This is a genomic window from Pseudomonas sp. B20(2017) (assembly GCF_002113125.1).
GTDB lineage: Bacteria > Pseudomonadota > Gammaproteobacteria > Pseudomonadales > Pseudomonadaceae > Aquipseudomonas.
Genome location: NZ_NEJP01000023.1, coordinates 1 through 19,852, shown reverse-complemented (window position 1 = coordinate 19,852; position 19,852 = coordinate 1). Strand labels below are relative to the sequence as shown.

20 protein-coding genes are annotated in these 19,852 nt (G+C 60.1%); 4 read left to right on the top strand and 16 right to left on the bottom strand.

What is annotated here, in order from left to right:
* Nucleotides 1-3: 3 nt before the first annotated feature.
* The 3 genes from CAF63_RS26070 to ccoG form a co-directional block, all read right to left on the bottom strand.
* Nucleotides 4-2,454, bottom strand: coding sequence for a heavy metal translocating P-type ATPase (locus tag CAF63_RS26070; RefSeq protein ID WP_085690151.1), 2,451 nt, complete (start codon nt 2,452-2,454; stop codon nt 4-6).
* 133 nt (nt 2,455-2,587) lie between these two features.
* A complete protein-coding gene (locus CAF63_RS26060; RefSeq protein ID WP_007951661.1) occupies nt 2,588-3,127 on the bottom strand; it encodes a FixH family protein in 540 nt (179 codons plus the stop codon).
* An 11-nt stretch (nt 3,128-3,138) separates the two neighbouring features.
* Nucleotides 3,139-4,554: a cytochrome c oxidase accessory protein CcoG gene (gene ccoG / locus CAF63_RS26055; RefSeq protein ID WP_085690147.1), complete on the bottom strand. Its 1,416-nt coding sequence runs from the start codon at nt 4,552-4,554 to the stop codon at nt 3,139-3,141.
* A 377-nt stretch (nt 4,555-4,931) separates the two neighbouring features.
* Between ccoG and CAF63_RS26050 the strand changes: the two genes are divergently transcribed.
* A complete protein-coding gene (locus CAF63_RS26050) occupies nt 4,932-5,171 on the top strand; it encodes a hypothetical protein (protein ID WP_085690145.1) in 240 nt (79 codons plus the stop codon).
* Nucleotides 5,172-5,192: 21 nt separating this feature from the next.
* Here the strand turns inward: CAF63_RS26050 and CAF63_RS26045 are convergent, their stop codons facing one another.
* The 10 genes from CAF63_RS26045 to ccoN (CAF63_RS26000) all read right to left on the bottom strand — a co-directional run bounded on the left by CAF63_RS26045 (nt 5,193) and on the right by ccoN (CAF63_RS26000) (nt 12,949).
* Entirely contained in the window at nt 5,193-5,621 is a 429-nt protein-coding gene (locus CAF63_RS26045) for a type II toxin-antitoxin system VapC family toxin (RefSeq protein WP_085690143.1), read from the bottom strand.
* On the bottom strand, nt 5,622-5,876 hold the full coding sequence (locus tag CAF63_RS26040) for a type II toxin-antitoxin system Phd/YefM family antitoxin (RefSeq protein ID WP_178081326.1): 255 nt from the start codon (nt 5,874-5,876) through the stop codon (nt 5,622-5,624).
* Between the two features lie 172 nt (nt 5,877-6,048).
* On the bottom strand, nt 6,049-7,032 hold the full coding sequence (gene ccoP / locus CAF63_RS26035; protein WP_085690139.1) for a cytochrome-c oxidase, cbb3-type subunit III: 984 nt from the start codon (nt 7,030-7,032) through the stop codon (nt 6,049-6,051).
* Nucleotides 7,029-7,214 (bottom strand): CcoQ/FixQ family Cbb3-type cytochrome c oxidase assembly chaperone, encoded by a 186-nt coding sequence (locus tag CAF63_RS26030; protein WP_003175465.1) that lies wholly within the window; start codon nt 7,212-7,214, stop codon nt 7,029-7,031. The genes ccoP (CAF63_RS26035) and CAF63_RS26030 overlap by 4 nt, the downstream gene beginning before the upstream one ends.
* A 6-nt stretch (nt 7,215-7,220) precedes the next feature.
* Entirely contained in the window at nt 7,221-7,829 is a 609-nt protein-coding gene (gene ccoO / locus CAF63_RS26025; RefSeq protein ID WP_011333287.1) for a cytochrome-c oxidase, cbb3-type subunit II, read from the bottom strand.
* Nucleotides 7,829-9,271 carry a cytochrome-c oxidase, cbb3-type subunit I gene (gene ccoN, locus CAF63_RS26020; RefSeq protein ID WP_085690137.1) on the bottom strand — a complete coding sequence of 481 codons (1,443 nt, stop codon included), beginning with the start codon at nt 9,269-9,271 and terminating at the stop codon, nt 7,829-7,831. Before ccoN (CAF63_RS26020) ends, ccoO (CAF63_RS26025) begins: the two co-directional genes overlap by 1 nt.
* Nucleotides 9,272-9,752: 481 nt before the next feature.
* On the bottom strand, nt 9,753-10,706 hold the full coding sequence (ccoP, locus tag CAF63_RS26015) for a cytochrome-c oxidase, cbb3-type subunit III (protein WP_085690135.1): 954 nt from the start codon (nt 10,704-10,706) through the stop codon (nt 9,753-9,755).
* Entirely contained in the window at nt 10,703-10,900 is a 198-nt protein-coding gene (locus CAF63_RS26010; protein WP_085690240.1) for a cbb3-type cytochrome c oxidase subunit 3, read from the bottom strand. Before CAF63_RS26010 ends, ccoP (CAF63_RS26015) begins: the two co-directional genes overlap by 4 nt.
* Nucleotides 10,901-10,905: 5 nt before the next feature.
* Nucleotides 10,906-11,514: a cytochrome-c oxidase, cbb3-type subunit II gene (ccoO, locus tag CAF63_RS26005; RefSeq protein WP_007960355.1), complete on the bottom strand. Its 609-nt coding sequence runs from the start codon at nt 11,512-11,514 to the stop codon at nt 10,906-10,908.
* Nucleotides 11,515-11,524: 10 nt separating this feature from the next.
* Complete coding sequence (gene ccoN, locus CAF63_RS26000) at nt 11,525-12,949, bottom strand: cytochrome-c oxidase, cbb3-type subunit I (protein WP_085690133.1); 1,425 nt, start codon at nt 12,947-12,949, stop codon at nt 11,525-11,527.
* Nucleotides 12,950-13,044: 95 nt separating this feature from the next.
* Here ccoN (CAF63_RS26000) and CAF63_RS25995 point away from each other — a divergent pair, with 95 nt between their 5' ends.
* A complete protein-coding gene (locus CAF63_RS25995; protein ID WP_085690131.1) occupies nt 13,045-13,725 on the top strand; it encodes an alpha/beta family hydrolase in 681 nt (226 codons plus the stop codon).
* 53 nt (nt 13,726-13,778) lie between these two features.
* Here CAF63_RS25995 and CAF63_RS25990 read toward each other — a convergent pair whose 3' ends face one another.
* Entirely contained in the window at nt 13,779-14,243 is a 465-nt protein-coding gene (locus tag CAF63_RS25990; protein ID WP_085690129.1) for a hypothetical protein, read from the bottom strand.
* Nucleotides 14,244-15,822: 1,579 nt separating this feature from the next.
* Between CAF63_RS25990 and CAF63_RS25985 the strand changes: the two genes are divergently transcribed.
* Both CAF63_RS25985 and CAF63_RS25980 read left to right on the top strand, forming a co-directional pair.
* Nucleotides 15,823-16,188, top strand: a complete 366-nt coding sequence (locus CAF63_RS25985) for a DUF6124 family protein (protein WP_085690127.1) — start codon at nt 15,823-15,825, stop codon at nt 16,186-16,188.
* An 89-nt stretch (nt 16,189-16,277) separates the two neighbouring features.
* Nucleotides 16,278-16,637, top strand: a complete 360-nt coding sequence (locus CAF63_RS25980) for a DUF6124 family protein (protein WP_085690125.1) — start codon at nt 16,278-16,280, stop codon at nt 16,635-16,637.
* Between the two features lie 526 nt (nt 16,638-17,163).
* On the opposite strand, the gene CAF63_RS25975 is transcribed toward CAF63_RS25980, so the two are convergent.
* Both CAF63_RS25975 and CAF63_RS25970 read right to left on the bottom strand, forming a co-directional pair.
* Nucleotides 17,164-18,729: a PAS domain-containing methyl-accepting chemotaxis protein gene (locus CAF63_RS25975; RefSeq protein ID WP_085690123.1), complete on the bottom strand. Its 1,566-nt coding sequence runs from the start codon at nt 18,727-18,729 to the stop codon at nt 17,164-17,166.
* A 102-nt stretch (nt 18,730-18,831) separates the two neighbouring features.
* On the bottom strand, nt 18,832-19,623 hold the full coding sequence (locus CAF63_RS25970; protein ID WP_085690121.1) for a CPBP family intramembrane glutamic endopeptidase: 792 nt from the start codon (nt 19,621-19,623) through the stop codon (nt 18,832-18,834).
* Between the last annotated feature and the right edge of the window lie 229 nt (nt 19,624-19,852).

Sequence of the window (19,852 nt, the reverse complement as noted above, 5' to 3'; positions counted from 1 at the left end):
GGCTCAGGCCGGCAGCGGGCGGGTTTCTGACGTAGCGTTGACGGCCGGCGCACTCGGCAGGCGAGTCAGGCGCAGGGCGTTGAGCACCACGGTCAGTGAACTGATCGACATGCCGACGGCGGCCCACACCGGAGTGATCCAGCCGAGGGCGGCGAACGGCAACATGAGGCCATTGTACAGCGCGGCCCACAACAGGTTCTCGATGATCACCCGCCGGGTGCGACGGGCCAGCGTGAAGGCTTGTACCAAGGCGTCGAGCCGGTTGGACAGCAGCACCGCATCGGCACTGGTTTTCGCCAGATCAGTGGCCGATCCCATGGCCACGCTGATGTCGGCGGCGGCCAGTACCGGCACATCGTTGACCCCGTCACCGAGCATCAACACCTTGCGGCCGTCCTTGTGCAGTTGTTGCAGCACTTGCAACTTGTCGTCCGGGCGCAGACCGCCGCGCGCCTCATCGATGCCCAGTTCGGCGGCGACACTGGCGACCATCGGCGAACTATCGCCCGACAGCAGCAGCGTGCGCCAGCCGCGCGCCTTGCACGCCGCGAGCAGGGCCGGGGCGTCATCGCGCAGACGGTCGTCGAGGGCGAACCAGGCCAGCGGCCCCTGACGGTTACCGAGCAGTAGCCATTGACCCGGTTCCTTCGGCATCGATGGCACCGGCGCGCCGCTGAGATCACACACAAACGCCGCCTGACCGATGCGCAAACGCTGTTCGCCGATCAAGCCATCAAGCCCCAGGCCCGGCGTGCTGTGGACGTCCTCGGCAGCCAGCGCTGCGCGTCCGAAGGCGCGGGCGATCGGGTGTTCGGAACGGTTTTCAAGGGCGGCGGCGAGGCTCAGGCATTGATCGCTGTCGAGGGCGCCAAGTGGTCGAATCGAACGCAGCACCAGTCGGCCTTCGGTGAGGGTGCCGGTCTTGTCGAAGATCACCGTGTCGATCTGGTTCAGGCCTTCCAGCACATGGCCGCGGGTCAGCAGCAGGCCGAGCTTGTGCAGGGTGCCGGTGGCGGCGGTCAGCGCGGTTGGCGTCGCCAGTGACAGCGCGCACGGGCAAGTGGCGACCAGCATTGCGAGGACAATCCAGAAGGCGCGCGACGAATCCAGTTCCCACCACAGCAGGCCGATGGCGGCCGCCGCGATCAGCGACAGCAACAGAAACCACTGCGCGGCGCGGTCGGCGATTTCCGCCAGCCGTGGTTTTTCCGCCTGGGCGCGATCCAGCAGGCGGACGATGGCCGACAGTCGTGTGTCCTGGCCCAGCGCCTGCACCTCGACGGTCAGCGCGCCTTCCACGTTCAGCGTGCCGGCGGTGACCGCATCGCCTCTGGCGCGCGGCTGCGGCAGGTATTCGCCGGTCAGCACCGATTCGTCGATGCTCGATTGGCCATCGAGGATCTTGCCGTCCGCCGGCAGCACCGAGCCCGGTTGAACCAGCACCCGATCACCGAGGCGCAGTTCGCTGAGCAGGATGCGTTCGCTCTGGCCAGCTTCGTCGAGGCGCAGGCACGAGGCGGGCAGCAGATTGACCAGTTGCGCGGTGGCAGCGGCTGTGCGTTCGCGGGCGCGGCGTTCGAGGTAGCGTCCGGCCAGCAGGAACAGCGCGAACATGCCCACCGCATCGAAATACAGTTCGCCGACCCCGGTGATCGAGGTCCAGATCCCGGCGACATACGCCGCACCGATCGCCAGCGATACCGAAACATCCATGGTCAGATGGCGAGTGCGCAAGTCGCGCATGGCGCCCTTGAAAAATGGCGCGCAGCTGTAGAACACGATCGGCGTGGTGAGGAACAGCGCGACCCAGCGCAGGATCGTATGCAGCTCCGGGCTGAGGTCGATGTTGAATTCCGGCCAGGTCGCCATGGTCGCCATCATCGCCTGAAACCACAGCAGCCCGGCGACACCGAGTTGGCGCAGGGCGAGGCGGTTTTCGCTGGCCAGTTGTTCGCTCGCGCGGTCGGCCTGATAGGGGTGCGCGGCGTAGCCGATGTGGCGCAGTTCGCCGAGGATCTGGCTCAGCGGCAACTGAGCGTCAGCCCAGCGCACATGCAGGCGATGATTGGACAGGTTCAGCCGCGCCTCGGCCACGGCGGGCAGGGTGCGCAGGTGTTTCTCGATCAACCAGCCGCACGCGGCGCAGCTGATGCCTTCCATCAATAAAGTGGTCTCGGCCAGTTCACCTTCATGGCGCACGAAAGGTTGCTGCACGTCGGCGCGGTCGTACAGCGCCAGTTCGTCGACCAGTTGCACCGGCAGCGCTTCGGGGTTGGCTGAAGCTTCGCTGCGATGCTGGTAATAGCTTTCCAGGCCGCCGGCGACGATGGCTTCGGCCACGGCCTGACAGCCGGGGCAGCAGAACTCACGGGACTCCCCGAGCACGACGGCGGTGAAGCGGCTGCCGGACGGGACGGGCAGTGCGCAGTGGTAGCAGGGGGTTGGAATGGTCATGAGGCGTTCCGATGATCGTTCCCACGCTCCGCGTGGGAATGCCTCCCTGGACGCTCCGCGTCCGCTTCGGCTGGGACGCGGAGCGTCCCTGGCTGCGTGCCCACGCAGAGCGTGGGAGCGATCAGAGTAAGGCTTATTTCTTCAGGTCTTCAGCACCCTGCAGCGGCTCATCACCCAGCAACAAATCCTTGTCATGGCTGACCAGCTCTTCTTCGAACATCCGCCACACGTGGTCGTCCTGAGTGCCCAGCAACTCAACAAAGCGCCGGCCTTCGATCTTGTCGCTCAACTGGCCGATGTAGCGGCCGGTTTCAGTCTCGCTGCGAGCCAGGACGATCTTGCGATCCTTCTCCGGCTGGGTCGGCGAGATCAGGTTCAGTTCCAGGGTTTTCGGCTGGCTGTCGCCGCTCAGGCGCAGGTCGACTTCGCCGGTGACGTCATCCAGATGCACGGCGGCGCGCATCTTCAAGGTCTGGGCCAGCAGTTCGCGGTCCAGTGAACGGTTGATGCCCTTGCCGGCCTCGTAGTAGTTGTCGTTGACCAGGTTGTCCGGGTTGTTCACCGCGATGGTCACCATGGACAGCGTCAGGGTCACCGAACAGGCCAGAATCCCGATGATGATCCATGGCCAAAGGTGCTTGTACCAGGGACTTGCGGCGTTTGCTGCGGGCATGTTCAGTTCTCTCAACGATTTTGTGGGCCGATGAAACGGCTCTTGGCTTCTACGTGGACGCTGTCGTCATCGGCATCCTTGAGGATGAATTTCACCTCGTTGGTGCTCGAAGGCAATTGTTCAGGTGCGCTCGACAGTTCGACCGGCATGCTGAAGATTTCCCCGGCCGGCACCTTGATCTCGCGTTTGCCTTGCAGGCGCAGATCCGGCAAGCCGGCAGCTTCCAGCACATAAGTGTGGTCGCGCTGATCCTTGTTCATGATCTTCAGGCTGTAGACGTTTTCGATCCGGCCTTCGGCGTTCTCGCGGTACAGCACGCGGTCCTTGCTGACGTCGAAACCCACCAGCGAGCGCATGAAGAAGGCCGTTACCAACAAGCTGATCATCGCCAGCAGCACAACGGCATAACCGATCAGGCGCGGACGCAGTTTATGGGTTTTCTGCCCGGACAAGTTGTGTTCGGTGGTGTAGCTGATCAGCCCGCGCGGGTAATCCATCTTGTCCATGATGGCGTCGCAGGCGTCGATGCACGCAGCGCAGCCGATGCACTCGATCTGCAGGCCGTCGCGGATGTCGATGCCGGTCGGGCAGACCTGAACGCACATGGTGCAGTCGATGCAGTCGCCCAGGCCCAGGGCCTTGTAGTCGACGCCTTTCTTGCGCGGGCCACGGCTTTCGCCGCGCCGCGGATCGTAGGAAACGATCAGGGTGTCCTTGTCGAACATCACGCTCTGGAAGCGCGCATACGGACACATGTAGATGCACACCTGCTCACGCAGCCAGCCGGCGTTGCCGTAGGTGGCGAGGGTGAAGAAACCGACCCAGAAATACGACCAGCCATCGGCTTGCCCGGTGAAGAACTCGAACACCAGTTCGCGGATCGGCGAGAAGTAGCCGACGAAGGTCATGCCGGTGACGAAGCCGATCAGCAGCCACAGCACATGCTTGGCGAATTTACGCAGGAACTTGTTGGCGCTCATCGGCGCCTTGTCGAGCTTGATGCGCTGGTTGCGGTCGCCTTCGGTGACCTTCTCGCACCACATGAAAATCCACGTCCACACGCTTTGCGGGCAGGTATACCCGCACCAGACCCGCCCGGCATACACGGTGATGAAAAACAGGCCGAACGCGGCAATGATCAACAGGCCCGACAGCAGAATGAAATCCTGCGGCCAGAACGTGGCGCCGAAGATGAAAAATTTGCGTTCCGGCAGGTTCCACCATACGGCTTGATGGCCGCCCCAGTTCAGCCACACCGTTCCGAAATACAACAGGAACAGCGCCGCGCCGCCCATCATCCGCAGATTACGGAACAGGCCGGTGAAAGCACGGGTGTAGATTTTTTCTCGAGAGGCGTAAAGGTCGACGCTGTTGTTCGCGTTCTTGCTGGGTGGCGTGACGTCGTGTACCGGAATCTGGTTGCTCATCATTGCATCCCACGGCAGTGGAAAAATGCCTCGGTCGATACGTGCCGACCGGGGTCAAAAAGGGGTGTTGCGGTGGCGCAATGATACGCCTGTACTACCGACGAACGGGTGCGACCTTTGGTCGCGTTGGGGAAAAAACCTGAATGGTGTAGCGAATGTAACAAAGCATGATGCAGATCAATTGACTTGCTAAGTATGGACGGGTTTTCGGCGCGCGTCGTTCGCGGGCCATGCCTGCTTCTGAACATGCACTGTGACAATGCAGCGTTGGAGGCGAGGCGTGAGCAATTGTAGGGTGCGTGAGTAAAGCGTCCTGGCGCGGCAGTGTCTGTCGGTTCGACGCTTTTCAATCTCGATTTTTTCAAGGATGAACAGATATGGATGACTTCAAGAGCAATGAATGGAGTGTCGCTCAGGAAATAGAGGCGTTGAAGCACCTTTTAAGTGTCAGTGTTCCCGGTTCGCCTTTGGTGGTCTCGTATATACAGGCGGCTCTGGGTGCGCTGGAGTCGACGAAAGGCGAAGGGCTTCAGGTGAGCAACAATCAGTCGAAAACCGGCGACAAGCGCAAACCGCCTGGCGCAATGGACAGTCTGGGTGGCGGCCGGCTTCCCTGATTGATTGCCGGCCAGCGCGCATCAAAAGGTCTCGGAGTTTCGGCTCTCCCACGGGTTGATCAATGCAACGCCGCTGGATTCAAAATCGGCAACATTGCGGGTGACCACCGTCAACCCATGAACCAGCGCCGTTGCCGCGATCAGGGCATCGCTTTCATTGGCCTGATCCGGCACATGAATGCGCGCGCAGCGCAGGGCGACAGCGGCATCGACCGGCAGGATTCGCGCATCGAAGGCCGGCATCACGTGGCGCTTGAGCCAGGTGCGCAGAACCTTTCCCTGAGCCGGATCAAGGCGCTCCATGCGAAGGACGCCGGTCTCCAGTTCCTTTAGCGTAATGGACGAGATAAACATGCGAGGGGAGGTGACGGTTCTGGCCCAGGCGACAACGTTCTTGTCGGCCTGGGGTTTGCGCAGTTCGGAAATTACATTGGTGTCGAGCAAATACATTCAGGACAGATCCACGGGGCGGTGAGTGATCACGGCACGCTCGGTTTCGAACTCGATGTCTGCCGCTTCAGGCATGACCAGCAGATCGACGATGCTCGCGTTGAGGCCGGTGAGTTTTTCGTACTCCTCAATGCTTAGCAGTACGTGGGCGGGCTTGCCACGATCCGTGATGATCACCGGCCCATTGCGCGCGGCTTTTTTGGCACTGCCTGTGTCCTGATTGAATTCGCGGCTGGAAATGGTGGTGATGGCCATCATTGCGACCTCTCCTGAAAAAGATTTGTAGCAACGTTACTACCGCGTGCCTCGTCTCACAACCGGGAAGGTCTGAAGAGCCTGACCGCTGGTCGGCCATTCAATGGGCAGAAACAAAACGGCCCCGCCAATTCTCATTGGCGGGGCCGTTTTTTTGCTTCAGGCGTTGGCCTTACTGGGCCTCGGCTTCCGATGGTTTTTCACCGTGGGACAGGCTGTAAACATAAGCCGCCAGCAGGTGAACCTTGTCGTTGCCTTGCAGTTGTTCCTGAGCAGGCATCTGGCCCTGACGGCCGTAACGGATGGTCTGCTGCAGTTGGGCGAAGCTCGAACCGTAGATGAACGCGGCCGGGTGGGTCAGGTCAGGTGCGCCCATGGCTGGCGTACCTTTGCCCGCCGGGCCGTGGCACGCCACGCAGTTGGCGGCGAACAGTTTCTGGCCGTTGGCCGGATCTGCCTTGGTGCCTTCCGGCAACTTGCGGCCATCCAGATTGGTCAGCACGAACGCGGCCACGTCGGCCACGCCTTGCTCACCGATCACTTCAGCCCAGGCCGGCATCACGGCGTGACGACCGCCCATGATGGTGGTCTTGATGGTTTCCGGCTCGCCGCCCCAGCGCCAGTCGGCGTCGGTCAGATTAGGGAAACCATAAGCGCCCTTGGCGTCGGAACCGTGGCAGACCGAGCAGTTGGAGGCGAACAGGCGGCCACCCATCTTCAGGGCTTGCGGATCCTTCGCCACTTCTTCAATCGGCATGGCGGCGAACTTGGCGAAGATCGGACCGAACTTGGCGTCCGAACGCGCCATTTCCTTTTCCCACTCGTGAACGCCGGTCCAGCCGGTCTGGCCGTTGGCGAACGCGGTCTGCTTCTCGGTATCGAGGTAGTTGTAACCCGGCAGCAGGCCTTTCCAGTTGCCCAGGCCCGGGTACAGCACCAGATAACCCAGAGCGAAGACGATGGTGCCCACGAACAGCATGAACCACCATTTCGGCAGCGGGTTGTCGTACTCCTCGATCCCGTCGAAGGAGTGGCCCACGGTCTCGTCCGTCTGTTCGCTGCGCTGGCCCTTGCGGGTCGACAGCAACAGCCAGGTCAGGGAAAAGATCGTACCGAGACTGAGGACTGTGACGTACAGACTCCAGAATGTAGTCATTCTTTGTTACTCCTAGAAGCTTGCTCGACGTGCTTGATGGCTTCGGGATCATCCGCGAAGGGCAGCAAGGTCGCGTCTTCAAACTCCGACTTGCGCTTGGGGCTGAACACCCACAACGCCAGACCGATGAAGGCAACCATCACGACAACGGTGCCCAGGCCTCGAATCATCCCGATATCCATTAAGAATCACCGTTTGCTTTTGATGATGGTGCCCAGGCCTTGCAGATAGGCCACCAGCGCGTCCATTTCGGTTTTGCCCTTCACGGCATCCCTGGCACCGGCGATGTCTTCGTCGGTGTAAGGGACGCCGAGCGTGCGCAACACTTCCATTTTCTTGGCCGTGTCTTTGCCATCGAGCTTGTTTTCTACGAGGAACGGGTAGGCCGGCATTTTCGACTCGGGGACGACGTTGCGCGGGTTGTACAAGTGCGCACGCTGCCAGTCATCGGAGTAACGACCACCGACGCGGGCCAGGTCCGGGCCGGTACGTTTGGAACCCCACAGGAACGGGTGATCCCAGACGCTTTCACCGGCGACCGAGTAATGGCCGTAGCGTTCGGTTTCGGCACGGAACGGACGGATCATCTGCGAGTGGCAGCCGACACAGCCGTTGGCGATGTAAACGTCGCGGCCTTCCAGTTCAAGGGCGGTGCGCGGCTTCATGCCTTCGACCGGCTTGTTGGTGACGTCCTGGAAGAACAGCGGAACGATTTGGGTCAAGCCACCGACGCTGACGGCGATGACCATGAAGAAGGCCAGCAGGCCAATATTCTTCTCGACAGCTTCATGCTTCATCAGTGAGCTCCAACTACGGCGATCTTGGCGGCGGCTTCAGCTTCAGCCGGGTCCGAGGCGCGAACGGTGCGCCACACGTTGTAGGCCATCAACAGCATGCCGCTGGCGAAGAACGCACCGCCCAGGGCACGGACGATGTAGCCAGGATGGCTGGCCTGCAGCGCTTCGACGAACGAGTAGGTGAGGGTGCCGTCGTCGTTGATTGCACGCCACATCAGGCCTTGAGTGATGCCGTTGACCCACATCGAAGCGATGTACAGCACGGTACCGATGGTCGCGAGCCAGAAGTGCGCGTTGATCAGACCGACGCTGTGCATCTGCGCGCGGCCGAACAGTTTCGGGATCATGTGGTAGATCGCGCCGATCGAGATCATCGCTACCCAGCCGAGTGCGCCGGCGTGTACGTGGCCGATGGTCCAGTCGGTGTAGTGCGAGAGCGAGTTGACGGTCTTGATCGCCATCATCGGACCTTCGAAGGTCGACATGCCGTAGAACGCCAGCGATACCACGAGGAAGCGCAGGATCGGGTCGGTGCGCAGCTTATGCCAGGCGCCCGACAGGGTCATCATGCCGTTGATCATGCCGCCCCAGCTCGGGGCCAGCAGGATGATCGACATCGCCATGCCCAGCGATTGTGCCCAGTCCGGCAGCGCGGTGTAGTGCAGGTGGTGCGGACCGGCCCAGATGTACAGGGTGATCAGCGCCCAGAAGTGCACGATCGACAGACGATAGGAGTAGATCGGACGTTCGGCCTGTTTCGGCACGAAGTAGTACATCATCCCCAGGAAACCGGTGGTCAGGAAGAAGCCCACGGCGTTATGGCCGTACCACCACTGGATCATCGCGTCGGTGGCGCCCGAGTAGGCCGAGTAGGACTTGAACAGGCTGACCGGCAGCGACATGTGGTTGACGATGTGCAGCATCGCGGTCACCACGATGAATGCACCGTAGAACCAGTTACCGACATAGATGTGCTTGGTCTTGCGCTTGGTGATGGTGCCGAAGAACACCAGACCGTAGGTGACCCAGACAATGGCCAGCAGAATGGCGAGAGGCCATTCCAGTTCCGCGTATTCCTTGGTGGTGGTGTAACCCAGCGGCAAGGTAATGATCGCGCCGACAATGACCGCTTGCCATCCCCAGAAGGTGAAGGCCGCGAGGCTGTCGGAAATCAGTCGCGTCTGGCAGGTTCGCTGCACGACATAGTAGGAAGTGGCAAACAGTGCACAACCACCGAAGGCGAAAATCACCAGGTTTGTGTGCAACGGGCGCAGGCGTCCAAAGCTCGTCCACGGCAGACCGAAATTCAGCTCCGGCCAGACCAGTTGCGAGGCGATGAAGACACCGAGCCCCATGCCAAGGATCCCCCAGACCACCGTCATGATGGCGAACTGGCGGACTACCTTATAGTTATAAGCAGTCGGACTGATTGCTGTGCTCATTCTAAGGTTCCACGGTTTGGGTGTTTTATTAGGATTAAAATCGGCCGCAAGTATGTAGAAAGCAGGGGGTCAATGCAACGCGCCATGACCTGGGTCAATGCTTTCCAACGCTGATTCTGCGGCCTTTCCATGCGCCGCGTAAGGACAAAATTGCCCTCGGGCAAAATGTCGCAGCGGACGAAAAAAGCGAGGGGTCCCGGTCGGATGTAACGGGGTGTGTTCGAACGCTCGGTTCGGGTGACGGACGGTAATCGGCACGACAGCCGGTATCTACCGGCCTTTGCGGCCATGTCAGTCAGCCGATTCGTTCAACGCCTCGCTCAGGGTCGACCTGGAACCGGCACGGGCCAGTCCGCATCGAGCAAGCGTAGACCCGAATCCGGGTAACCGAAAGGAGAGGGGGTGAAGGGGTGCGACAATGCGTCGCAAAGGGGCTGGAAACTGCCGCACTGGAAACGTGCGGCAGTCTTGTACGCAATAATTACTTTTTATTGTCCTTGGTAATCAGTTTTTCTGTATTCAATCCATTGCTCAGGCTGTACACATAAGCGGCCAGCAATTGCACTTTATCGTTGCCGAGCAGCTCGCTCTGAGCTGGCATGTGGCCTTGACGGCCATGGCGAATGGTTTGCTCAAGTTGGGTCAGGCCGGTGCCGTAGATGAAACCGGCCGGATGCGTCAGGTTCGGCGCGCCCATGGCTTCGGTGCCCTGGCCGTTTGCCCCGTGACAGGCGGTGCAGGTTGTGCTGAACGCCTGCTGACCCGCTTGGAGATCAGCCTTGTTGTCCGCCGGCAGTGGCAGCCCCGCCAGTTCATGACGCACATAGGCGGCGACGTTTTTCACGCCAGTCTCGCCCAGCACTTCACCCCACGCCGGCATCGCCGCCATCCGGCCACCCATGATGGTGGTCTTGATGGTTTCGGCGCTGCCGCCCCAACGCCAGTCCTTGTCGGCGAGGTTAGGGAAACCGAACGCGCCTTTGGCGTCCGAGCCGTGGCACACCGAGCAGTTGGAGGCGAACAGACGGCCACCCATTTTCAGCGCCTGCGGATCCTTCGCCACTTCTTCCACCGGCATGGCGGCGAATTTGGCGAAGATCGGCCCGAATTTGGCGTCGGCCTTGCTCATTTCCTTTTCCCACTCGTGGACGCCGGTCCAGCCGTCCTCGTAGCCGGGCAGGATGCCTTTCCAGTTGCCCAGGCCCGGGTAAAGGATCAGATAGCCCACGGAAAACACCAGCGTGCCGGCGAACAGCATGAACCACCACTGCGGCAGCGGGTTGTCGTACTCCTCGATGCCGTCGAAGCTGTGGCCCATGGTCTGGTCGACGCTGCCCTTGGTTTCGCCCCGACGGGTGCCGACCAGCAGCCAGGTCAGGCCGATCAGGCTGCCGATGGTCAGTACGCAGATCCACGTACTCCAGAAGGTGGTCATGGCCGGGTACTCCTTGTTTCAGATGCTTGGGTTGGGTCGGGTTGCGGCTCGTCGGCAAACGGCAGCAGGCGCGCTTCGGCGAATTCCGGCGTGCGCTTGCGGTTGAACACCCAGAGGGTCAGGCCGACGAAGGCCACGAACACCACGACCGTGCCGAGGCCGCGAATCAGCCCCGCGCTCATTTCTAAGGCCATCTCGATCACCTCTTGCTCTTGATCGCAGTGCCAAGCACTTGCAGGTAGGAGACGAGGGCGTCCATTTCGGTCTTGCCCTTGAGGCTGGCCACCGCGCCGCTGATGTCGTCGTCGGTGTACGGCACGCCGAGGGTGCGCATGACCTTGAGCTTGGTTTCGGTGTGGCTGCTGTCGACCGGTTGGGTAACCAGCCACGGGTAGGCCGGCATCTTCGATTCCGGTACAACGTTGCGCGGGTTGTACAAGTGCGCGCGGTGCCAGTCATCCGAGTAGCGCGCGCCAACGCGGGCCAGGTCCGGACCGGTACGCTTGGAACCCCACAGGAACGGGTGATCCCACACGCTCTCGCCGGCCACCGAGTAGTGGCCGTAGCGTTCGGTTTCAGCGCGGAACGGACGGATCATCTGCGAGTGGCAACCGACGCAGCCTTCGCGGATGTAGATGTCGCGGCCTTCCAGTTGCAGCGCGGTGTAGGGCTTCATGCCTTCCACCGGTTTGTTGGTCACGTCCTGGAAGAACAGCGGGACGATCTGGGTCAGGCCGCCGATGCTCACGGCGAACACCATCAGCAGCATCAGCAGGCCGACATTCTTTTCAATCGTTTCGTGTTTCATGGCGGACTCCTCAGGCCATCTGCGCGGCAGCAACGACGTCAGCAGGCTGCGAGGCCCGCACGGTGCGCCAGGTGTTGTAAGCCATCAGGAACATGCCGCTGAGGAAGATCGCCCCGCCAATCAGCCGCACGACGAAGCCTGGGTGGCTGGCCACCAGGGTTTCGACGAAGGAGTAGGTCAGCGTGCCGTCCTCGTTCACCGCACGCCACATCAGGCCCTGGGCGATGCCGTTGACCCACATCGAGGCGATGTAGAGCACGGTGCCGATGGTCGCGAGCCAGAAATGCGCGTTGATCAGGCCGATGCTGTGCATCTGCTCTTTGCCGAAGATTTTCGGGATCATGTGGTACAGCGCGCCGATGGAAATCATCGCCACCCAGCCGAGCGCGCCGGCGTGGACGTGGCCGATGGTCCAGTCGGTGTAGTGGGAGAGGGCGTTGACGGTTTTGATCGCCATCATCGGACCTTCGAAGGTCGACATGCCGTAGAACGCCAGCGATACCACCAGGAAGCGCAGGATCGGGTCGCTGCGCAACTTATGCCAGGCGCCCGAAAGGGTCATCATCCCGTTGATCATGCCGCCCCAGCTCGGCGCCAGCAGAATCAGCGACATCACCATGCCCAGCGACTGCGCCCAGTCCGGCAGCGCGGTGTAGTGCAAGTGGTGCGGGCCGGCCCAGATGTACAGGGTGATCAGCGCCCAGAAGTGCACGATCGACAGGCGATACGAATACACCGGACGTTCGGCCTGTTTCGGCACGAAGTAGTACATCATCCCGAGGAAACCGGCGGTGAGGAAAAAGCCTACGGCGTTGTGGCCGTACCACCATTGCACCATCGCATCGGTTGCACCGGCGTATACCGAGTAGGACTTGGTGAAGCTCACCGGCAACTCAAGGTTGTTGACGATGTGCAGGATCGCCACGGTGATGATGAACGCGCCGAAGAACCAGTTGCCCACATAAATGTGCTTGGTCTTGCGCTGCATGATCGTGCCGAAGAACACGATGGCGTAGGCGACCCAGACGATGGTGATCAGGATGTCGATCGGCCATTCCAGCTCGGCGTATTCCTTGGAACTGGTGTAACCCAGTGGCAGGCTGATGGCCGCCAGCAGGATCACAAGCTGCCAGCCCCAGAAGCAGAAGGCGGCAATTTTCGGCGCAAACAGTTGGGTCTGGCAGGTGCGCTGCACCGAGTAGAACGAACTGGCGAACAAGGCACAGCCACCGAACGCGAAGATCACCGCGTTGGTGTGCAGCGGGCGCAGGCGTCCGAAGCTGGTCCACGGCAGGTTGAAGTTGAGTTCGGGCCAGACCAATTGAGCCGCGAGAAAAACCCCGAGGCCCATGCCGACGATGCCCCACACCACCGTCATAATGGCGAATTGGCGGACCACCTTGTAGTTGTAGGCGGTACTGATAGAAGTGTTCATGGTTCCCCATCCACGGTTCAGCCGAAGTGAGCGCGCGCAGAAAACGCCGCGAATCCTTCGCCTGGAGTTATAGGCAGACTAAAAGCGAGGCAAGCATGGACAAACAGCACAAGGCCAGTATTGACGGGGATCAATGGGCGCAGTGCCTGCGGGATCACGGGTGGCTTTGGGATGCGGCCAGTGGTGAGGCTTCGGCGACGCTCATTCTTGCCCATGGTGCCGGGGCGCCGATGGACAGCGACTGGATGAACGATATGGCTGGGCGCCTTGCCGGGCTTGGTATCAACGTGTTGCGGTTTGAGTTTCCTTATATGGCGCAGCGGCGGGTTGATGGGGTTAAGCGACCGCCGAATCCTGCGGGGAAATTGCAGGAGTGCTGGCGTGAGGTTTTCGCTGAAGTGCGACGTCATGTCGCTGGGGTTTTGGCGGTTGGCGGGAAGTCGATGGGGGGGCGGATGGCCAGTCTTCTTGCCGATGAGTTTGGCGCTGATGCTTTGGTTTGCCTGGGGTATCCGTTTTATGCGGTTGGGAAACCGGAGAAGCCTCGGGTTGAGCATTTGGCTTCTTTGCAGACTCGGACGTTGATTGTTCAGGGGGAGCGGGATGCGCTTGGCAATCGGGACGCTGTCGGGGCTTACGATTTATCACCGAGTATTGAGGTGTTTTGGTTGGTCTCTGGGGATCATGATTTGAAGCCGCTCAAGGTTTCCGGGTTTACGCATGAGCAGCATTTGGCTTCGGCGGCGGAGAGGGTGGCAGGGTTTCTTCAGATGTAGCCCTGACCGGTAAAGTCCGGGCACATCCTTTATGTCGGAAACCGCGAAAGCTATTAACTGATCACCAGGTTAAAGCGTCCGATGGGCTGTGTCCGATAGCCATGACTTTTGAAATTTGCTTCAAAAGTACCTACTGCGATTCCCTTGGCAGGATCGAGGTCTATGATCAGGGTGGCTTCATCGGCATCGACTACAGTCCAGCCATTAAAGCCATCCGGGGCGGGAATTGAATGGCTGTGTTTGAAACTCAGTTTGTCTTTAAGTGTGTAGGTGGCTTTGAGAGGGGCGTCATTGATGTACGGGATAGTCATGTTGTAGGCGAAGTAGTCGCTGTCAAGAATTGATCCAGTCGATCCTGAGATTGACCAGTTCCGTTCACCTGTTGGCGGAAATTCATGCAAATAAAACAGGGAACGATCAGCCGTCACTTCAGGGTTGCTCCCGAATTTCCAGTGAAACTGATTTGCAAGGATCGCCGGGCTATTGGATTTAGGGACAAAAACAGTATGGCTGCTCATCTTGAATTCCTTTTTCATGAAGGGTGATTGGCGTTCTTTTAATAGATCGCCAGACACTTGATATGCCTTCTTCAAGATGAGCGTCTACTGTCAAACCTGACAGCTAGGCGACCAGTTCCATATGTGTTTAATTGAACCGGGACGGTGTGTATATCCGTTGCTGCGGTGATGGCTGCTTAGGGTTTCGCCCTTACGGCGACTCACTTTTTTGACAAACGCCTCAAAAAAGTAAGCAAAAAAAGGCTTGCTCCTACGTTCGGCCCGCTCGCTGAGGCTCGGGGTTCCTTCGCTCCGGGATTCATCCGGGGGCATCGCCTACGGTTTGCTTCGCTGCACCTCCTCTCGATGCGTTTGGCTTCGCCAAACGGTCGCTGCGCTCCCACCCCCGGATAAATCCCTCTGCTCAGCCTTCCGACGTCGCCCGAGGATCAAAAGCGGTACTCGAGCTAACGCTCATCGTGTTGAGTGGTGAGAAGCGGATGCGAGCTGCTTTCGTTTCTGTGGGAGCCAGCCTGCTGGCGATGGCGGCCTGACAGCCGACCAGTTTCCTGCAGACTGCATGCGATCCCTGTGGGAGCGAGCTTGCTCGCGATGGCGGCCTGACAGCCGACCAGTTTTTACAGACTGCACGCAATCCCTGTGGGAGCGAGCTTGCTCGCGATGGCGGCCTGACAGCCGACCAGTTCTTGCAGACTGCACGCAATCCCTGTGGGAGCGAGCTTGCTCGCGATGGCGGCCTGACAGCCGACCAGTTCTTGCAGACTGCACGCAATCCCTATGGGAGCGGGCTTGCTCGCGATGGCGGCCTGACAGCCGACCAGTTTTTACAGACTGCACGCAATCCCTGTGGGAGCGAGCTTGCTCGCGATGGCGGCCTGACAGCCGACCAGTTCTTGCAGACTGCACGCAATCCCTGTGGGAGCGAGCTTGCTCGCGATGGCGGCCTGACAGCCGACCAGTTCTTGCAGACTGCACGCAATCCCTATGGGAGCGGGCTTGCTCGCGATGGCGGCCTGACAGCCGACCAGTTTTTACAGACTGCACGCAATCCCTGTGGGAGCGAGCTTGCTCGCGATGGCGGCCTGACAGCCGACCAGTTCTTGCAGACTGCATGCAATCCCTGTGGGAGCGGGCTTGGTCCGGGTGGCGATCCGACGAAAGCGGTCTGCCAGAGCACAGCAAAGGAACAGTCAAACATCCGGCTTTTTGGCGCATAAACGTAATTCTGCAACCACGTTTAAAGTACACGAGCCGTTACGCCATAAGGGCTACAACACCTTGCGTCGTTGCCTACGCGTACGCCAGAATCCGCCGGCTTACGCAGCTTGGAGAGGGCTATATCGTTTCCCTGTCACTGAAAAGTGGCTGGGTTTGGTAGCCCGATTCGAGTTGTGGTTATTGCGACACCTTCAATGCTGTCTCTTTTCTGAGGTTCAGCTTTGTATGGTGGGCATGCGTGGGGCTCATTCGTGAGCGCCGGGTTTCCCAATTCGACCGGTCTACCAACCCGCGCATGGCCGCCACCCGCCGTTTGGTAGCGAGGGTGATGGCTCCTATTTTTCGAATTGGAGTTCTATCTATGTTCAAAGCCACACCAAACCCACCAGATACCGATTCAATCCCGTATGACGTTGCACTCGAAGCCGAAAACATAAAATCGGCAACCGAGCGGGCGATCAATCATTACCTTGATCCTGGGGCGCAGAAGACGTCCAAGCCATCGCGCAAGCCCGGCAGGATCTATCTGGTCAATCCCACAATGGATGACGAAACGCTGCTGGTCGAAGCGTGCGAAACGCTGTCGTCAGCCAGTGACATGGCCCGGGACATTGGCGACACCGTCGATCCGTCGCAGCGCAAGGCGATGCAGATTCTGCAGCAGGTCATCATGCTGAGTGAGCTGCTGGTCAATCGTGTGCTCGATAACCATCACGTCTCGCGGTAGTTGCCGCCTCGGTGAGGGGGGGTGTCCCCTCACTGCCTGGCAGCCGTCTACACAAATTCTCAAGCGACTCTTGTCCGGAGTTTTAGCTGATGTCCAAGACCGTCATTCCACCGTTAGAAGATCCGGTGTCCCCGTACGAATTTCCCGATTCAAGAAAACTCCATGACGCGGCCGAACGCGCCCTCGACTATTACTTGACCCCCGCAGCCAAGATCATGGCCACGCCCTACACCCCAAACGACATGTTCATGGTCAACCCGCAAACCGACACGGAGTCCCTGCTGGCCAACGCCTGCGAGTCGCTCGCGTCAGCCACGGTCATGCTCGGCGACTTTGCCGGCCTGCTGGAAGGGCCGAACCGCAAGACCCTGTTGGGTATTGCGCAAGTCGTGATGTTGGGCGAGCTGGCGGTGAATCAGGCGTTGGATAACCTCGTGCCGAAGGAGTAAACGGCACAAAAAAACCGGAAGCGTTTGGCTTCTGGTTTTTTTATCGATATCAAAGGTCACAGCCTGCGAGTGATCACAAATTTATCGAATGCTTTCTGCCCATCACGCGCCGCTCGCCGCACATCAAGGAATTTCAGTTCACCCCGAACTTCCTTTCTCACAGGTTTGTCCGTCGTGACCATCTGATTCTGCGTAGGGGATGTATTCATACTGGCTAGCCCTTGTGAATAGATTTGAACGACAAACTAGAGCCAGGCTTCATCGCCTGCCAGTCAGTTGGGTCTGATTCAGTTGTAGGCACTGTCCGCGCCTTTCGAGTGAGATTTTCGCCAGCAGGCCGGGCCTCTTCGCGGGCAAGCCCGCTCCCACAGTGGGCGGGTGGTGTTATGAGGTTTTGTGGCCAATGCTAAAGCCTGTGGGAGTGGGCTTGCCCACGAAGAGGGCGGTGCTGGCCACATCCGTTTCAGACAGGCAATAAAAACCCCGGAAGCTTTCGCTGTCCGGGGTTTCTTTATTGCCAGAACAATCAGCGGTTAAACCGCTCCACCAACGAATACTGCGTATTAGCCGTCTTCGTCAGCTCTTCACTCAGCAACGCCGAGTTATGCGCCTGTTCCGAGGTCTGGTCCGCCAGTTCCGAGATGTTGCTGATGTTGCGGCTGATTTCTTCAGCCACGGCACTTTGCTCTTCGGTGGCGGCGGCGATCTGGGTGGTCATGTCGGTGATGTTGGCCACCGCTTCGCTGATGCCGACCAGGGCCTGGTCCGCTTCCAGAACCCGTGCCACACCTTCTTCCGCTTGGCGATGGCCGGCTTCCATGGTTTGTACGGCGCTGGTGGCGGTCTGCTGCAACTTGGCGATCAGGGCGTGGATCTGGCCGGTGGATTCGCTGGTGCGTTGCGCCAGTTGGCGGACTTCGTCGGCCACCACGGCAAAACCGCGGCCCATTTCGCCAGCGCGGGCGGCTTCAATTGCAGCGTTGAGTGCGAGCAGGTTGGTCTGGTCGGCGATGCCTTTGATCACGTCGACCACGCCGCCGATTTCGTCGCTGTCCTTGGCCAGTTGGGTCACGGTCAGGCCGGTTTCGCCGACAACGACAGACAGGCGCTGGATGGCTTCGCGGGTTTCGCCGGCGATGTCGCGGCCGCGACCGGTCAGGCGATTGGCTTCCTGGGTGGCGTCGGCGGTGCGCTGGACGTGGCTCGCCACTTCCTGGGTAGTGGCGGCCATCTGGTTGACGGCGGTGGCGACCTGTTCGGTTTCCACGCGCTGACGTTCCAGACCGCTGGAGCTGTTGTGCGCCAGGGCGTCGGACTGCTTGGCCTGATCGGTCAGGTGCTCGGCGGTGTCCTGCAGACGGGTCAGGCAGGTTTTCAGGCGCGCTTCCTGGCTGAGGATCGACATCTCCAGACGCGCCTGGGCGCCACGGCTGTCGGTGTACATCTGCGCGATCAACGGGTCGGAGGTGGTCTGCTCGGCCAGGCGCAGCAGGCGCTTGAGCCCGCGTTGTTGCCATTGCAGGCCCAGCAGGCCCAGCGGCACCGACAGACCGGCGGCGAGGGCGAAGCCCCACTGCGAGTTCAGGGTGGCGCCGATCATGAAGCTCAACTGGCTGACCAGAATGAACGGCAGCCAGTCCTGCACGATCGGCAGCCATTTGTCGCTCGAAGGAATCGCCGACTTGCCCTGGTTGATGCGTTGGTAGAGCGCTTCGGCACGGCGGATCTGTTCGGCGGTGGGTTTGACCCGCACCGACTCGTAACCGATCACCTGATTGCCGTCGAACACCGGCGTTACATAGGCGTTCACCCAGTAATGATCACCGGTCTTGCAGCGATTCTTGACAATGCCCATCCATGGCAAGCCTTGTTTCAGTGTGCCCCACATGTGCGAAAACACCGCCGCCGGGACGTCGGGGTGACGAACCAGGTTGTGCGGCGCACGGATCAGTTCCTCACGCGAAAACCCGCTGATCTCGACAAAAGCGTCGTTGCAGTAGGTGATCACGCCCTTGGCGTCGGTTGTGGAAATCAACCGTTGCTGAGCCGGGAAAGTCCGTTCGCGTTGTGTAATGGGCTGGTTGTTACGCATGGTTTTTCAATCCGCAAGGCTTTGAAAGGTTGTCGGCGGGGTCGGCCATTTATTGAAATTTTTTTTCATTTATAAGTACGGCGTCGCAAAACGGCCCTTGCTTCAACCCGCGAGCATCGGATAGGTGAACAGACCGAAATGCAGCAGGTTCAGGCCAAAGTGCGTGGCGATTGCCGCACCAAGCCCGCCGAAACGATAGGCCAGACCATAGCCGACACCCGCCAGGCTCGCCAGCAACACCCATTGCCAGCCAGCGCCCACATGCACCAGGCCGAACAGCAGGGACGCCAGCAGCAGCGCGAGGTTTTCGCCGTAGGGCAGGTGTTTGAAGTAACGAGTGAGACCGCCCTGGATATAGCCACGAAACAGCGCCTCTTCGACCAGCGTCACCAGCAGCAGATTGTTCAGCACCCACAGCCACGCTTGGTCGGGCCATTTCGGTGCCCAGGTGATCATGCCCAGCAACACCGCGCCGCCCAACGCCAGAATCACGCTCAGCGTCAGTGCCAGCGCGGTCGCGTAGACGGTCAGGCGCAACGAGCGCCGCGCTACGATCCATGGGCAGACCATCAGCAGCCAGAAGCCAATCAGTGGTTTGTCGAGATTCAGGTACATCGAGAACGGCACCGCGTTGTCGGTGAAGCGCTGCGGTTCGATGACCCGACCGTTGTAGAAGCCCGGAAGCCAGTGCAAGGCCAGCGCCAGCGCCAGCACGATAAACAGACCATGACCGAGATAACGCCCGACCGGCACGGTTTGCTGGCGCACGGCGTAACCGGCGAAAACCAGCAGTGCAATGGAGATCAGCGCCAGCCAGCCGAGCTGGCCGAAACTCAGCGCTAATCCGTAACCAAGGCTTAGAAGCCCGAGATAGAGCCATGGCAGAGCGGTCATGGAAAGTCCTTGTGCACGATTTGTGGACAGGCTTTCTACACGGGTAGGGGCGAGGGGACAAGTGAAGGTGTGGGGGAAATCAGGGACAGCGCCAATCCCTGTATGAGACGTGAAGGAGGGCAAGGCCCCCCTGTGGGAGATTCTATGGTTGAGGGGCAACCCTCAACTTGCTTTCGGCTGGTATTCGCTCTGCCCCTTTAGTAGTGCGAATACGACCCGAGCAAGTTTA